Raw genomic sequence first — 15982 nt, forward strand, 5'->3', positions numbered from 1 at the left:
CTGCATATTTCGTGCTATACACGTCATATGATTACTTTTTGGCTGCACCAGCCTTCGGCCTCTTTGCACCGTATTTAGAGCGGCTCTGCATTCTCTTTGCCACACCTGCGGTATCAAGAGTTCCCCTTACTATGTGGTATCTTACACCGGGAAGATCCTTAACCCTTCCTCCCCTTATCAGAACCACACTGTGCTCCTGAAGGTTGTGTCCTATACCCGGAATATAGGCAGTCACCTCTATTGAGTTTGTTAAGCGCACCCTTGCAACCTTTCTCAAGGCTGAGTTCGGCTTCTTAGGTGTAGTAGTCTTAACGACAGTGCAAACACCTCTCTTTTGGGGCGAGCTTAAATCTATAGACTGCTTTCTAAGAGAATTAAACCCCTTCTGCAAAGCAGGAGCAGTGGACTTTTGCTCAATTACCTTTCTTCCCTTTCTAACCAACTGATTAAACGTCGGCATTCCTTTTTTCACCTCCTTTTCTCTAAAAAAAATATGCTTTATAAAAAATTTAATGCAAAAGCACTAAATTCATTAACTTATTTAAAACCTGTCAGGCATCCTTAAGAAGCCCTACCGCTGCCGCTCCGACATCGATCCCGCAAGCCCTGCCCAGCACCTTCATGCTTTCTACAGAGACTATTTCAACCGAGCCTGCAAGGCATAGCTCTTTTAAGCCCGCTACCACCTTTTCTTCCGCATCATCCGCAATAAAAACAGTCTTAGCCTTTCCAAGCTCAACCGCCCTTAATGTCTGCTTTATTCCTATAGTTTTATTACTGCCTTTTAAAATCTCAAGCACTCTTTACCCTCCATAAATTCACAACAAGAAATAAAAATTCAGAAACAAATAATGTATAGAGAAATACAATGCTCAATTTTACTATGTCTATTTACAATATTCAGCTTGGACAAATATCAAAACCCAAATTTACACACTGAAATATTTTATCACCGCTACCGTAAATTTGTCAAGAGTAAAAAAAGCGGCCCGCTGTACGGGCCAAGCTCTTTTTAATCTTAATCATTATTCTATAACAGTACTGATATTAATGTCTTTATATCTGCTCATGCCCGTACCGGCAGGTATCAGCTTGCCTATTATTACATTTTCCTTTAATCCCACCAGCGGATCTATTTTACCCTTAATGGCGGCCTCGGTCAATACCCTTGTTGTTTCCTGGAAGGATGCCGCCGACAGGAAGGATTCCGTCGCAAGGGATGCCTTTGTTATACCCAGCAGGGTTCTTTTGCCTGCCGCGGTTCTAAGCCCTTCAGCTCCCATCTTTGCATTTTCAGCATCAAAATCAAACATATCCACCAGGCTTCCGGGAAGAAGATTGGTATCTCCGGCATCGTCTACCTTAATTTTTCTCATCATCTGTCTTACGATAACCTCTATATGCTTATCATTAATGTCAACCCCCTGCAGCCTGTATACCCTTTGAACCTCCTGAAGAAGGTACGCCTGAACGGCATTCACACCTTTTATTTTGAGTATGTCGTGAGGATTTACCGAGCCCTCCGTCAGCTCATCTCCGGCTTCAACAGTATCTCCGTCCACAACCTTTATCCTTGATCCGTAAGGAATGAGATAGTTCTTTGCTTCTCCGTCCTCAGAGGTCACTATAACCTCTCTCTTCTTTTTGGTTTCGCTTATTTTTACAGTGCCGTTAAGCTCTGATATTATTGCAAGTCCCTTAGGCTTTCTTGCCTCAAAAAGCTCTTCTACACGGGGAAGACCTTGAGTGATATCGTCTCCGGCAACACCTCCTGTATGGAAGGTTCTCATTGTAAGCTGCGTCCCCGGCTCACCGATTGATTGAGCGGCTATAATTCCCACTGCCTCTCCTACGTTGCATTCTTCTCCTGTAGCCAAATTCGCCCCGTAGCACCTTGCGCATACGCCAAACTCAGAATGGCAGGTAAGCACCGACCTGATTTTGATTTTTTTGATACCGGCCTTTACAACCCTCTCCGCTTCCCTGTCCTTTATCATTTTGCCGGCTTCAATAAGCACCTCTCCCGTTTCGGGATGAAGGATATTTTCAGACGTATACCTTCCGATAAGCCTCTCATGAAGTCCTTCAATTACCTCGGTTCCGTCCTTTATATCAAATACATCAATACCCTTTCTTGTGCCGCAGTCAAGCTCTCTTACTATCACATCCTGGCTTACATCAACAAGGCGGCGGGTAAGATAACCTGAGTCTGCCGTTCTGAGTGCTGTATCTGCAAGCCCTTTTCTTGCGCCGTGAGTAGATATGAAAAACTCTAATACGTTTAAGCCCTCGCGGAAATTGGATTTTATGGGAATCTCTATTGTCTTACCCGAGGTATCCGCCATAAGTCCTCTCATTCCGGCAAGCTGCTTAATCTGATTTATGTTACCCCTTGCACCGGAGTTGGACATCATGTACAGCGGATTCAATTTATCCAAATTATTTATCAGTGCCGTAGTAATATTTTCAACCGTTTCCGTCCACGCGCTTATAACAGAGTTTCTTCTCTCTTCGTCCGAAATAAGCCCTCTCTTATACTGCCTTGAGATATTTTCTATTTTGTCTCCCGTTTCCTTGAGGAAGCGTGACTTTACTTCAGGAATAACCATGTCGGATACACTTATGGTTATAGCCCCTCTTGTGGAATATTTAAAGCCTAAGGACTTTATCCTGTCAAGTACAATAGCGGTTTCAGTTGTGCCGTGAACCCTTATGCACTTGTCTATTATTTTTCCCAGCTCTTTTTTCCCCACAAGGAATGCAACCTCCAGATCAAAAAGCTTGTCGGGATCGGATCTGTCGATATAGCCTAAATCCTGAGGTATTGCTTCGTTAAATATAAGTCTTCCCACAGTAGCGTCTATAATTTTGGAAACAGGCTTTCCGTCAATTATTTTGGTCTTTCTTATCTTTATTTTAGCCTGGAGATGCACACATTTGCTGTCATAAGCCATAAGAGCTTCGTCCATGGATGCAAACACCTTTCCTTCTCCCGGCATTCCGTCTCTGTCTATCGTGAGATAGTAGCTTCCCAAAACCATGTCCTGAGTCGGCACTGTTATGGGCTTTCCATCCTTAGGCGCCAGCAGGTTGTTTGCCGAAAGCATAAGAAATCTGGCTTCTGACTGTGATTCGGCCGATAAAGGGACATGAACAGCCATCTGGTCTCCGTCAAAGTCGGCATTATATGCAGAGCATACCAGAGGATGAAGCTTTAGAGCCCTTCCCTCAACCAGCACCGGCTCAAACGCCTGAATACCCAGTCTGTGAAGGGTAGGCGCACGGTTTAAAAGCACAGGGTGCTCCTTTATTACCTCCTCCAGTACGTCCCACACTTCATTTCTTACTCTTTCAACCATTCTCTTTGCACTTTTAATATTGTGTGCAAGACCGTCGTTTACAAGCTTTTTCATTACAAAGGGCTTAAACAGCTCCACCGCCATTTCCTTGGGAAGCCCGCACTGAAATATCTTAAGCTCCGGACCCACAACTATAACCGAACGCCCCGAATAGTCAACACGCTTTCCTAAGAGGTTCTGGCGGAAGCGCCCCTGCTTTCCCTTTAACATGTCCGACAAGGATTTAAGCGGCCTGTTTCCGGGGCCTGTTACCGGTCTCCCTCTTCTGCCGTTATCTATTAAAGCATCCACAGCTTCCTGAAGCATTCTTTTTTCGTTTCTCACAATTATATCGGGAGCCCCCAGATCAAGAAGCCTCTTCAAACGGTTATTTCTGTTTATAACTCTTCTGTAAAGGTCATTTAAATCCGAAGTGGCAAACCGACCTCCATCCAACTGCACCATAGGGCGAAGCTCGGGAGGTATAACGGGAACAACATCAAGAATCATCCACTCCGGCCTGTTTCCCGACAGCCTGAACGCCTCTACAACCTCAAGCCTCTTTATGGATCTTATCCTCTTTTGTCCCGAGGCATCATTAAGCTCTGCTCTGAGCTCTCTTGAAAGATTCTCAAGCTCAATCTCCATAAGAAGCTCTTTTATTGCCTCCGCTCCCATTCCGGCTTTAAACTTATGTCCAAACTTGTCTACACTATCCCTGTACTCCTTCTCAGAGAGAATCTGCTTCTTCGACAAAGGCGTTTGTCCCGGATCTATTACTACATAGGATGCAAAATACAATATTTTTTCCAGTGCCCTGGGGGACATATCCAGTATAAGCCCCATTCTGCTGGGTATTCCCTTGAAGTACCATATATGGGATACGGGAGCTGCCAGCTCTATATGCCCCATTCTTTCACGCCTTACCTTTGAGCGGGTAACCTCAACTCCGCATCTATCGCAGACTATCCCCTTATATCTTATTCTCTTATACTTTCCGCAATGGCATTCCCAATCCTTTTGAGGCCCGAATATTCTTTCGCAAAAAAGGCCGTCCCGTTCAGGCTTTAAAGTTCTATAGTTAATAGTTTCAGGCTTCTTAACCTCACCCTTTGACCATTCCCTGATCTTTTCCGGAGAAGCCAAACCAATTCTTATTGAATCAAAATTGTTCAGTTCAAACACGGCTTCTGTCTCCCTTCATTAAAATTCATCATCACTTAAATCGTCTTCAAAATCATCCTCATCTGCAAAAATATCATCGCTAAGTCCATCGTCAAGACTCTCTCCGGTGTTCAAATCTCCCAGGTCAAAGTCATCTATATCAATCTCTTCTTCAAGAATTTCATCGCCCAGCTCATCATAGTCATTTAATGCAGTCTCGTCCTCACGGCCCTCTATATTGACGTTAAGCTCCTCAAGCTCGTCTTCCACAGATTCCTTTATTGTGATTTCCTCCTGCTCCTCAGAGTAAACCTTAACATCCAATGCCAAACTCTGAAGCTCCTTTATAAGAACCTTAAATGACTCGGGTATACCAGGCTCGGGTACATTTTCCCCTTTAACAATCGCTTCATAGGTTTTTACCCTTCCGACAACATCATCGGACTTAACGGTGAGAATCTCCTGCAAGGTATAGGCAGCACCGTATGCCTCAAGAGCCCATACCTCCATCTCTCCAAATCTCTGTCCTCCAAACTGCGCCTTACCTCCTAAAGGCTGCTGGGTAACCAGTGAATACGGGCCTGTGGAGCGGGCGTGAATTTTGTCGTCAACAAGGTGTGCAAGCTTGAGAATATACATATACCCTACTGTTACCCTGTTGTCAAACGGCTCTCCCGTTCTTCCGTCATAAAGCACCGTCTTTCCGTCGGCGTCCAGACCTGCCTTTTTCAAAGTCTCAACTATATCATTTTCCGTAGCTCCGTCAAATACAGGGGTTGCAATTTTCCAGCCCAGAGCCTTTGCGGCATAGCCCAAATGAACCTCCAGCACCTGTCCGATATTCATACGCGAAGGAACTCCAAGAGGGTTTAAGACTATCTCAAGCGGCGTACCGTCAGGAAGGAAGGGCATATCCTCTTCGGGCAGTATTCTTGAAATAACACCCTTGTTTCCGTGCCTTCCCGCCATCTTGTCTCCCACAGAAATCTTCCTTTTCTGTGCTATATACACCCTTACAAGCTGATTTACTCCCGGTGGCAGCTCATCTCCGTTTTCTCTTGTGAACACCTTTACATCTACAATTATACCAGCCTCACCATTTGGCACGCGAAGGGAGGTATCCCTTACCTCTCTTGCCTTTTCGCCGAATATGGCCCTCAGCAGCCTCTCCTCTGCCGTAAGCTCGGTCTCTCCCTTGGGGGTTACCTTTCCAACCAGTATGTCACCCGATCTTACCTCGGCACCTATTCTTATAATTCCCCTGTCATCGAGATCCTTCAACGCCTCTTCACTGACGTTGGGGATATCTCTGGTAATTTCTTCAGGCCCCAGCTTGGTGTCTCTTGCCTCAGATTCATATTCCTCTATATGTATTGAGGTGAATACATCTTCTCTCACCAGCTTTTCACTTATAAGGATAGCGTCCTCGTAATTATACCCTTCCCATGTCATAAAGCCTATCAGTATGTTTTTTCCCAGAGCTATCTCACCCTTGTCTGTGGAAGGGCCGTCGGCTATTACATCTCCTTTATCGACTATTTCGTCCTTTTTGACAATAGGTCTTTGATTTATACACGTTCCCTGATTTGAGCGCATGTACTTAAGAAGCTTATATGTGTCTTTTTTCCCATCCTTTTTCCTTATAGTTATTTCATTGGCGGATACCTTTTCTACAGTACCCGGGTTTTTAGCAAGAACAACCACTCCCGAATCCCTCGAGGCCTTGTATTCTATTCCTGTGCCTATTATAGGGGAATCCGCCTTTATGAGAGGCACAGCCTGACGCTGCATGTTGGAGCCCATCAACGCCCTGTTGGCGTCATCGTTCTCAAGGAATGGTATCATAGCTGTCGCTACCGAAACAAGCTGCTTGGGGGATACATCCATAAAGTCTATTTTTGTTGACTCCACCTCAAGTATTTCTTCCTTGTATCTTGCGGGAACCTTCTTGGAAGCAAACCTTCCATCCTCATCAAGTGGCTCGTTTGCCTGAGCCACCATAAACTGATCCTCTTCATCTGCCGTCAGGTATATTATTTCCTCGGTAACCACTCCATTATGCTTGTCAACCCTTCTGTAGGGCGCTTCAATAAAGCCATACTCATTTATTCTGGCATAGGTGCTGAGAGAGCCTATAAGTCCTATATTAGGACCTTCAGGTGTCTCTATGGGGCACATACGCCCATAGTGAGAGTGATGCACGTCGCGAACCTCAAAGCCCGCCCTTTCTCTGCTTAAGCCCCCCGGCCCAAGAGCGCTAAGCCTTCTCTTGTGAGTCAGCTCGGCAAGGGGATTAGTCTGATCCATAAACTGTGAAAGCTGGCTGCTTCCAAAAAACTCCTTGATCGCCGCTGCAACCGGCCTTATATTAATTAATGCCTGAGGCGTAACTATGTCGATATCCTGAATCGTCATTCTTTCTCTTACGACTCTTTCCATTCTTGCAAGACCTATTCTGAACTGGTTCTGCAAAAGCTCGCCCACCGAACGCAGCCTTCTGTTGCCTAAGTGGTCTATATCGTCTACCGTGCCTATGCCATAGTTTAAATTGATTATATAGTTAATGGAAGAAATTATATCGTCTACCGTAATATTTTTTGGTATGAGCTCATCAATTCTCTCTTTTAAAGCCGTCTTTATTTCTTCCGGGCTGTTATTCTCCTCAAGGATTTTGACAAGGACATCATGCCTTACCTTCTCGGATATTTTGAAATCGCCCAAGTCAAAGTCAACAAACTCCTTTAAATCAACTCTTTTATTTCCTATTACCTTTACTTTCTTTCCTTCTATATCAAGATAAACCGAATTTACACCAGAATTTTGAACTTGCGCCGCTTTTTCTCTGGTAATAATCTCGCCTTCCTGATGAATGATTTCACCCGTACGGGGATCTACAATATTCTCAGCAGATCTGTGGCCGTTAATCCTCGCCGACAGAGCAAGCTTCTTATTGAATTTAAATACTCCGAACCTTCCCAGATCATATCTTTTAGGATCAAAAAACAGGCTGTTTAAAAGGGAACGCGCGCTTTCGACTGTAGGAGGCTCTCCCGGCCTAAGCCTTTTATATATTTCCAGCAGTCCCTCTTCCTCTGTCTTTGCATTGTCCTTTTGAATTGTGGCAAGGATAGTCTCATCCTCTCCAAGCAATTGCGTTATTTCAAGATCTGTTCCATAGCCCAATGCCCTGACGATTACTGTCAACGGCAGCTTTCTGGTCCTGTCTATTCTTACCGACAGTACATCATTTGAATCACTTTCATATTCCAGCCATGCACCCCTGTTAGGTATAACGGTATTTGAAAAAAGCTTTTTACCGATTCTATCAAACTTCATTGAATAATAGACTCCGGGAGATCTAACCAGCTGGCTGACAATAACCCTTTCGGCACCATTTATTACAAAGGTTCCGTTGTCGGTCATCAGCGGGAAATCACCCATGAATATTTCCTGCTCCTTTACTTCGCCTGTTTCCTTATTGATAAGCCTTACCTTGGCCTTTAACGGAGCGGAATAAGTTGCATCCCTTTCCTTGCACTCTTCAACGCTGTATTTAGGATTATCGTCCAAAGAGTAATCAATAATCTCTAAAATCAAATTTCCTGTATAGTCAGTTATAGGAGAAACATCCCTGAAGACCTCTCTCAATCCCTCTTCAAGGAACCACTTGTAGGAATTTTTCTGCACCTCGATAAGATTAGGCATATCAAGCACTTCATCGATTTTGGAATAGCTCATTCGAATATTTCTACCTACACGCACGGGATGTACCATAAATATCACCTCATATGTTATGACTTTTCTGTAAAACCTTCAACTAGCTTCCTTAAATCTGTCCTCCTCCGGACTTATTGAGACAAACGCTTAAAAGCTCCGGAAGTATTTAATCAAAATGTGTCAAGGCATTTTTTGTTAGAGCATTCTTTGTTAAAGCATTTCTTGCTAAAGCATTTCTTTTTATATTTTTAAGGCTTTTGACTAAAGTTAAATAAAATACTTTTAAATGAATTTGGCCTCTCTCAGGATTGAATTTAAAAAGCCTGCCGCAGTATTTACCGCAAAGCCTCAAATAAACTTCAAACTCATTTAGCAGCTTACATTATTTTATAAAGATAAAAAAAGCGTTATTTAACCCACATCTTATGTACAAAAGCCCATTGAAATCCGTCCAATATCTCTGTATGATGAATATGTCCTAATTGCCGCTCTCTAATTAATATCCTTAGCAATAAGGATTTTACATAGAGGATATAATTTGATGGAAGAAATTTTTTTGACCCGTAAGGAATACATCTTTCGAAAAGCGCCTGATGACATACCCATGAGACATTTCCCCACAAGGCGTCTTTTCGATGCTATTAAAAATTTCTGTAAGCAATTATATCCTCTATGCTTGTAAAATCTTTATTGCATCCTATATAATATGTTTTTGTATAAAATTTTTCAAAGTACATATACTAATTTTAGATTATTATGTAGCTATTAAAATATTATTAACAATTATTGTCTTAATTATTCTCATATGTTATAATCTCTTTAGATAAATTACTTTGCTTTTCATTTTTTATAAAGCTGGCAAATTTAGTTTTGTCTTACATTACATATTGAGATTATAACGCAGTTTATAATTTTAACATAGGCATTTCAACTTGTCAACATTTTTATTTTAATAAAAAAACTCCCTTTGAATTCAAAGGGAGTTTTTTATGCCTTAATTATTTAATCTCTACTGTTGCTCCTACTTCCTTGAACTTTGCTTCTATTGAAGCAGCCTCTTCCTTAGGAACATTTTCCTTTACTGTCTTAGGCGCTCCGTCTACTACGTCCTTTGCCTCTTTTAATCCAAGACCGGTTACTTCTCTAACAACCTTAATAACCTTAATCTTGTCTGCTCCAACTTCCTTTAAGATTACGTTGAATTCAGTCTTTTCTTCCTCAGCAGGTGCTGCCGCTCCTCCTGCCGCAGGTGCTGCCGCTACAGCTACGGGAGCCGCAGCGGATACTCCGAATTCTTCTTCAAGAGCCTTTACAAGCTCCGATAATTCCAATACAGTCAATGCCTTAACGTCTTCAATCAATTTAGTAACCTTTTCACTAGCCATTTAAATATACCTCCAATAATAATCTAAATTTTATAATTTTATTTCCTTGCAACAATCAAAAATACCTGCCTATGCATTCTTCTGCTCTGCTATCGCATTCAACGCTACCACCAGACCTCTGATGTTTCCATTCAAAACATTTACCAAGCCCGATATCGGAGCATTAAAGCCGCCCAGAACCTTAGCGATGAGAACCTCCCTAGAAGGAAGCTCTGCAAGAGCATTAATGCCCTTTTCATCTATAATCTTTCCTTCAACAACTCCAACCTTTAATTCCAGCTTTTCATACTTCTTTACATACTCAGCCAGCACCTTGGCGGGAGCTACAGGGTCGGTATTGCTGACAGCCATTGCGGTAGGTCCCTTTAAAAAAGGTTCAAGACCTTCCAGGCCATTTTCCTTTGCAGCAAACCTGGTCAGGGTGTTTTTAACAACCTTATACTCAACGCCTGCTTTTCTAAGAGCATTCCTAAGCTCGGTATCCTGCTCCACCGTAAGTCCTCTGTAGTCTGCAAATACCATAGCCTTGGCTTCCTTGATTTTCTTTGATAATCCACTGACTACTTCCTTTTTTTGTTCAAGAATTTTTTCACTTGGCAAAAAAGTCACCTCCTTCTTAAAAGCTTTAATAAAGCTTTATTAAAGCACTTTATTAAATCAAAAAACCCTTCATACGCACATAGACATATGAAGGGATAGTAGTAGCTATACTCATACTAAAACCAGCTTCACCTCGGCAGGCCGGTTAACTCTAAGTAACCAGTTATTGAATGCGGATTGGCACTCAACCTGCTGTCTATGGCAACTAATACAAATATTCAATTGCATACTGCAATATATTATATGAAAACCTCTTGTTTGTAAAGGATTTTTTTCAAAAGTTTTATTCCGCAACCCTCTGAGGATTGATCTTTACTCCGGGGCCCATTGTAGAAGCTACAACAACACTTCTCAAATATTGGCCCTTTGCCGCAGCAGGCTTTGCCTTTACTACCGCATCAATCAGGACACGGAAATTGTCCAGAAGCTTTTCGGTTCCAAAGGACACCTTTCCTACCGGGCAATGTATAATATTTGTCTTGTCAAGCCTATATTCTATTTTACCGGCTTTAATGTCTGCAATAGCCTTTGCAACATCCATAGTAACAGTACCGGCCTTGGGGTTTGGCATAAGTCCTTTGGGCCCCAGCACCTTACCGAGTCTTCCCACAACACCCATCATATCAGGGGTTGCCACAACAACGTCATACTCAAACCAGTTTTCATTCTGGATCTTGGCTACCATGTCCTCAGCTCCGACAAACTCTGCACCTGCCACCTCAGCCTCTTTTGCTTTATCTCCCTTTGCAAACACCAGCACTCGCACCTTTTTACCTGTACCGTGAGGGAGCACAACGGCACCTCTGACCTGCTGATCGGCATGTCTTGAGTCAACACCCATCTTGAGATGAACCTCTACGGTTTCGTCAAATTTTGCCTTTGCAGTCTTCTGCACAAGCTCCATAGCCTCAGTGGGATCATATAATTTTAAGCTTTCAACAAGCTTAGCACTTTCAACATATTTCTTTCCTCTAAACATTTTATTCATCTCCTTCGTGGTAAAATATACGGGATTTTATCCCTCCCACACAACTTTAGCCAACAAACTTACGCCTACTCCTCAACAACTATTCCCATGCTTCTTGCGGTACCTGCTATCATGCTTGCCGCAGCCTCAATGCTTGCCGCGTTTAAGTCGGGCATTTTAAGCTCTGCTATCTTCATAACCTCTGCCTTTGATATCTTAGCTACCTTTTCTTTGTTAGGCTTTCCTGAACCGCTTTCAATTTTACATGCCTTTTTAAGCAGAACTGCTGCAGGCGGAGTTTTTGTTATAAAAGAAAAAGATCTGTCCGCATACACCGTAATAACTACCGGAATTATCAAACCGGCATCCTTGGCAGTTCTTTCGTTAAACTCCTTGCAAAATCCCATTATGTTTACGCCGTGCTGTCCTAAAGCTGGTCCAACCGGTGGAGCCGGAGTTGCCTTCCCCGCAGGAATCTGAAGCTTTACATAGCCTGAAATTTTCTTTGCCATTATAATCCACCTCCCAATATTTATATAAATAGGCACAAGGGTTAGTTTACTAATCCATTACCCTTCCGCCCGCCTTGCGGCCTACATCTTTCGTATTTGCACAAGCTCCAGCTCGACAGGGGTTTCCCTCCCGAACATAGATACTGAAACACGAACCTTCTTCTTTTCCATGTTTATTTCTTCCACAATGCCGGGGAAATTCTCAAGCGGACCGGAAATAACCATTACGTTGTCTCCCACCGCATAATCCACCGTAGGCATAAACTCCTCCACACCCATTATTTTAACCTCCTCCTCAGTCAGAGGAACAGGCTTAGAGCCCGGCCCTACAAAGCCGGTAACCCCTCGGGTGTTTCTTATTATATACCAGGATTCATCCGTCATTATCATTTTAACCAGTACATATCCAGGGAAGACCTTTTTTAAGGTTGCCTTCTTTTTTCCGTCCTTGATTTCAATCTGCTCCTCCATGGGAACAACAATATCAAGTACATACTCCTGCATACTTCTGTTTTCAACTATTTTTTCAAGGTTAGCCTTAACCTTGTTTTCATACCCTGAGTATGTATGCACCACATACCATTTGGCATCCTCAGACATATCACCAATAATCATTCCAGCTCAATGTCCTCCTTTATTTCCCTGTTAAAAACGTATCTACCGCCAGAGTCAGGCCAAAATCCACTATCCAGATCATAAGCCCCACTATCAAGCAACACGTTAAAACAGTAACTGTGTTGTTTATCAACTGTGTCCTGCTTGGCCAGATAACCTTTTTCAACTCGTTTCTTACTTCTTTAAAGAACCTTACCGCTTTTTTGCGCATAAGCCCAAATTTAGAGACCTTTACCTCTTCTGCCATATTAACACATCCTCGTTTTTTTATTCTTAATTGTCCTCACGTACATAACCATTTTGACCATATGTTTAAAGTAGCAATGAATCCATAAAGAATATTATAGTCTAAAGCATATTATTTTGTTTCTTTGTGAGCAGTATGCTTATGGCAAAATTTGCAGTATTTCTTCATTTCCAGCCTGTCGGGATCGTTCTTTTTGTTCTTCTTTGTGCTGTAATTCCTTTGCTTGCAATCGGCACATGCCAAAGTGATCTTCACTCTCATTTCTTAACACCTCCAGCTTCCGGTCCTAAATACCGATATTTAAATTATTCTTATTTTAGACATAAAAAAAAGACCTACGCGAAGCAAATAATAATTTATCACACTTTTAAACTTCTGTCAAGATATTTAAAATAAATGGAAATAAAGGGGAAATGCAAGCATGTCTCATTAATGCAGAATACCGCATTTAAGAGACAGACTCCTTCCGCATTTTTCTGCCAGTCCATGATCATGCGTCACAATAATAATTGTTGTCCCGGTGCTGCACAGCCTGCTGAAAAGTTCTGCTACAATATCTCTCGAGTCCTGATCCAACGCGCTTGTCGGTTCATCTGCCAAAATTAACTCAGGTTGTGCAATAACTGCACGTGCTATTGCAACCCTCTGGCATTCTCCTACAGATAGCTTCCCCGGCTTTTTACCAATAAGCTCCTCTATCCTCAGCATCTTTGAAACTGATTCTATCTTCTCCCGGATATGTTTTTCTTTTCGTATCTCAAGAGGGAGGGCAATATTCTTATAAGCACTTATCTGATTAATTAATAAGAGGCTTTGCGGTACAATACCTATATGCTCCCTCCTGAACAGCCTCAAGTCGGCCTGCTTGCCGGTCATAATTTCCTTGCCGTTATAACAATATGAACCGCTGTCGGGGAAATCAAGCCCTCCAAGTATATTCAGAAGTGTTGACTTCCCGCTTCCGCTTGCTCCCATAACGGCGATCATTTCCCCCCGTAATATTTCCATGGACACGTCTGTTAACACATTTCTGCTTCTGCGACGGTGCGAGTATGTTTTTTTAATTCCGCTTAATTTAATCAACATTTTTATTTTCCTCCAATAAAAGCTGTGATATACTTCCGCTGTTTGCCGTCCTGACAATTATTAAGGCAATTATCCCGAGCAGCAGTATGCTGACAAAAAGCAGATATATACTATAGTAAGGCAATCTGAAAATAGCTGTCGTGACAAGTACTCCAACTATATTGGCAGTTAGTATAAATATAGATATTTCAAGCAGTAAATAATGCTGTATGCTTTTCAGTGAGGCACCTGAAATAATATATGCCGCGAATATTTTTGTCTGCGCTCTTACACTTTTTATAAACAGTATTATAAATAGAATAAAAAATACAGCCATAAGGATATAGCCCAGATATTTGAGTCCTGCCGCCATGTACTCATTGCTTAAGGTAAGGAAGTCAACCTTCAAGGAATATGGAATATGCCAGACAGAGTAATTGTCAAGTCCGCAGGATGCGCTAATAGAGTTTATAATTCCCGGAACCTCTCCAATAACAGTACCTTTCATAAGCTTGAGATAACCGCTCGTCTTATTAGCGTAGTGCCTTACCTGAAATACTCTTTCATCGAGGTCTGACGGTTCTTCCGTACATTCAAAAATCGGCATGACAATATACCTGTCAAGATACAGTAACGCCTCGCCCTTCCTTATATGACTGTCCTTTTTAAGGAATCCCACAATCTCCAGATCAAGCTTCTTTGCTATATAGTCCCCTTTAAGCACATCCCCTATTTTGTAGTAGTCCCTGTATTCATACCCCATTATAACAGGCAGCGGCTTCTCTGATGTGTATAAATAATCCTTATCTGAAAAATATCTTCCGTTTAGAAGCTTCATATTGTATATATCAAAACAGTTTTTGCTCACCTGAACACAGTTTATTCTTGACGCTCTTACTTTGCCTTTTGGAGTATCCAACAGGTTATCCTCATCGTATCCTGCATCATACCCATATTTGAATTCCGGCGGACCATCATAGTTTAGTACATACATAAACTGTGTATATATTTCGTAGTACCTGAACAAATCGGAGGATGCAAGTTTTTTGTACATCATCTTCAGCCTGTTCAGGCCTCCTTCATCCTTATACAGGTCTCCAAAGCCGCTATAGATATCAATGCAAACATCTACTAAAGCTGTATCACTTCTAAGCTCCTGCGTCATCTCACCGTATTTGTCATTTATATACATGGCCGTATTCAGCACACTGAAGGAAATCATAAGAAAAATCAGCATAAGAACAGACTTTACAGGATTTGAACAAAAATTAAGTATAAACATTCTTTTCATTTATTTTTTCCCCCGTTGTCTCTTTGTCTCTCTTCAAAAAATGCAAAACAAGCGTAAGTTCAAGTAAAATTGTAAATATGATCATAATAAGCCCGTAAAACAGAGTCTGGGAAATGCTGTAATATTCCCACATGCCTGACGATAACGTCTGCATGACCATAGTATTGAGAATTAAAAAGGCTAATATGGATATGGCCTCTGAACAAAAGAAATTCAAAAAGCATTTATATAAAATTTCTTTTATGCGTAAGCCAAGCAGATTAAAAACCAGTATAAAATCTTTTTGCAGCCGAAGTACAAAATAGACCTTTATACTGCTTAAAGCAAGTATAAACATAATAATAAAAACTAATAGGATATATGTATACCTGTCATAATGAAAAAAACGGTTAATGCTGTTAGAGGAAGCATTTATTTTCTGTAGTTTTATACTGTTTTCCATGATGCTAATTTGCCGAGCAACGCTTTTGACATCTCTGGCATCTAAAATAAATATTTTACCGCCCGGGTTTTTGCTATCTAAATTATAATAAACCGCAGAGTTTATCGAAGCACCCTTATATGCCTGAAATATGCCGATTACCTTATATGTCGCTCCTAACAAGTCAACGTACCTCTCATTATTATTGAAATATGCCCTATTGATAAAGTTGCTTCCAATCACAGCCACCCGCGAGCCATGGAAAAAATCATCCTCCTTAAAATACCTTCCAGCCTGCAATTTGGGAAAATCCGAATAATTTTTTGACAATACGCCTACAAAACCGCCTAGCCCATTATTAGTATCCGTTATATCATATAATACAAATTTCTTCATATTCACATTATCGTATAAATCCTTTAGTTTACTTAGTCCCTCAGTATCAGAAAAGCTATCCGACTTAAATCTGACAGAAAAATTGTTGTAAAAGCCCTCCGATACTCTTTCTATTTCCCCTAAATAGTTTATATATGTGTTAAGTGCCGCAATTAAAGTGAACATTAAAATCCCACAAAGACACACGAACCAGTTTATTTTAACCATATTAAATATTTCCCTTGTGATATGAATTACTTTTAAGATATGTCTAATTATACTATT

14 protein-coding genes and 1 other annotated feature are annotated in these 15982 nt (G+C 41.6%); all 14 genes read right to left on the reverse strand.

Annotation, left to right across the window (positions count from 1 at the left end; all coding sequences use genetic code 11):
* Nucleotides 1–31: 31 nt before the first annotated feature.
* Nucleotides 32–460 carry a 30S ribosomal protein S12 gene (rpsL, locus tag DFR58_RS00150; protein WP_114295787.1) on the reverse strand — a complete coding sequence of 143 codons (429 nt, stop codon included), beginning with the start codon at nt 458–460 and terminating at the stop codon, nt 32–34.
* A gap of 91 nt (nt 461–551) precedes the next feature.
* Nucleotides 552–800, reverse strand: coding sequence for a ribosomal L7Ae/L30e/S12e/Gadd45 family protein (locus DFR58_RS00155; RefSeq protein ID WP_114295788.1), 249 nt, complete (start codon nt 798–800; stop codon nt 552–554).
* 225 nt (nt 801–1025) lie between these two features.
* On the reverse strand, nt 1026–4523 hold the full coding sequence (rpoC, locus tag DFR58_RS00160; RefSeq protein ID WP_114295789.1) for a DNA-directed RNA polymerase subunit beta': 3498 nt from the start codon (nt 4521–4523) through the stop codon (nt 1026–1028).
* Between the two features lie 18 nt (nt 4524–4541).
* Entirely contained in the window at nt 4542–8276 is a 3735-nt protein-coding gene (gene rpoB / locus DFR58_RS00165) for a DNA-directed RNA polymerase subunit beta (RefSeq protein ID WP_114295790.1), read from the reverse strand.
* Nucleotides 8277–9217: 941 nt separating this feature from the next.
* Complete coding sequence (gene rplL, locus DFR58_RS00175; RefSeq protein WP_114295792.1) at nt 9218–9604, reverse strand: 50S ribosomal protein L7/L12; 387 nt, start codon at nt 9602–9604, stop codon at nt 9218–9220.
* A gap of 69 nt (nt 9605–9673) precedes the next feature.
* Nucleotides 9674–10204: a 50S ribosomal protein L10 gene (gene rplJ / locus DFR58_RS00180; RefSeq protein WP_114295793.1), complete on the reverse strand. Its 531-nt coding sequence runs from the start codon at nt 10202–10204 to the stop codon at nt 9674–9676.
* A 50-nt stretch (nt 10205–10254) separates the two neighbouring features.
* Nucleotides 10255–10424: a sequence feature (ribosomal protein L10 leader region), on the reverse strand.
* 63 nt (nt 10425–10487) lie between these two features.
* The gene (gene rplA, locus DFR58_RS00185; RefSeq protein ID WP_114295794.1) at nt 10488–11183 is read right to left on the reverse strand and encodes a 50S ribosomal protein L1; all 696 of its coding nucleotides are present in this window, start codon (nt 11181–11183) and stop codon (nt 10488–10490) included.
* A 74-nt stretch (nt 11184–11257) separates the two neighbouring features.
* Complete coding sequence (gene rplK / locus DFR58_RS00190) at nt 11258–11683, reverse strand: 50S ribosomal protein L11 (RefSeq protein WP_114295795.1); 426 nt, start codon at nt 11681–11683, stop codon at nt 11258–11260.
* A gap of 81 nt (nt 11684–11764) precedes the next feature.
* Nucleotides 11765–12283 carry a transcription termination/antitermination protein NusG gene (gene nusG / locus DFR58_RS00195; protein WP_114296045.1) on the reverse strand — a complete coding sequence of 173 codons (519 nt, stop codon included), beginning with the start codon at nt 12281–12283 and terminating at the stop codon, nt 11765–11767.
* 34 nt (nt 12284–12317) lie between these two features.
* Nucleotides 12318–12545, reverse strand: coding sequence for a preprotein translocase subunit SecE (secE, locus tag DFR58_RS00200; RefSeq protein WP_114295796.1), 228 nt, complete (start codon nt 12543–12545; stop codon nt 12318–12320).
* A 111-nt stretch (nt 12546–12656) separates the two neighbouring features.
* Nucleotides 12657–12806 (reverse strand): 50S ribosomal protein L33, encoded by a 150-nt coding sequence (gene rpmG, locus DFR58_RS00205; RefSeq protein ID WP_114295797.1) that lies wholly within the window; start codon nt 12804–12806, stop codon nt 12657–12659.
* A gap of 168 nt (nt 12807–12974) precedes the next feature.
* On the reverse strand, nt 12975–13631 hold the full coding sequence (locus DFR58_RS00210; RefSeq protein ID WP_114295798.1) for an ABC transporter ATP-binding protein: 657 nt from the start codon (nt 13629–13631) through the stop codon (nt 12975–12977).
* On the reverse strand, nt 13621–14901 hold the full coding sequence (locus DFR58_RS00215; RefSeq protein ID WP_114295799.1) for a hypothetical protein: 1281 nt from the start codon (nt 14899–14901) through the stop codon (nt 13621–13623). The genes DFR58_RS00210 and DFR58_RS00215 overlap by 11 nt, the downstream gene beginning before the upstream one ends.
* Entirely contained in the window at nt 14879–15883 is a 1005-nt protein-coding gene (locus DFR58_RS00220; RefSeq protein WP_170137968.1) for an ABC transporter permease, read from the reverse strand. Before DFR58_RS00220 ends, DFR58_RS00215 begins: the two co-directional genes overlap by 23 nt.
* Nucleotides 15884–15982 lie beyond the last annotated feature (99 nt).

Source organism: Anaerobacterium chartisolvens, from assembly GCF_003337415.1.
In the GTDB taxonomy this organism is placed as follows: domain Bacteria; phylum Bacillota; class Clostridia; order Acetivibrionales; family DSM-27016; genus Anaerobacterium; species Anaerobacterium chartisolvens.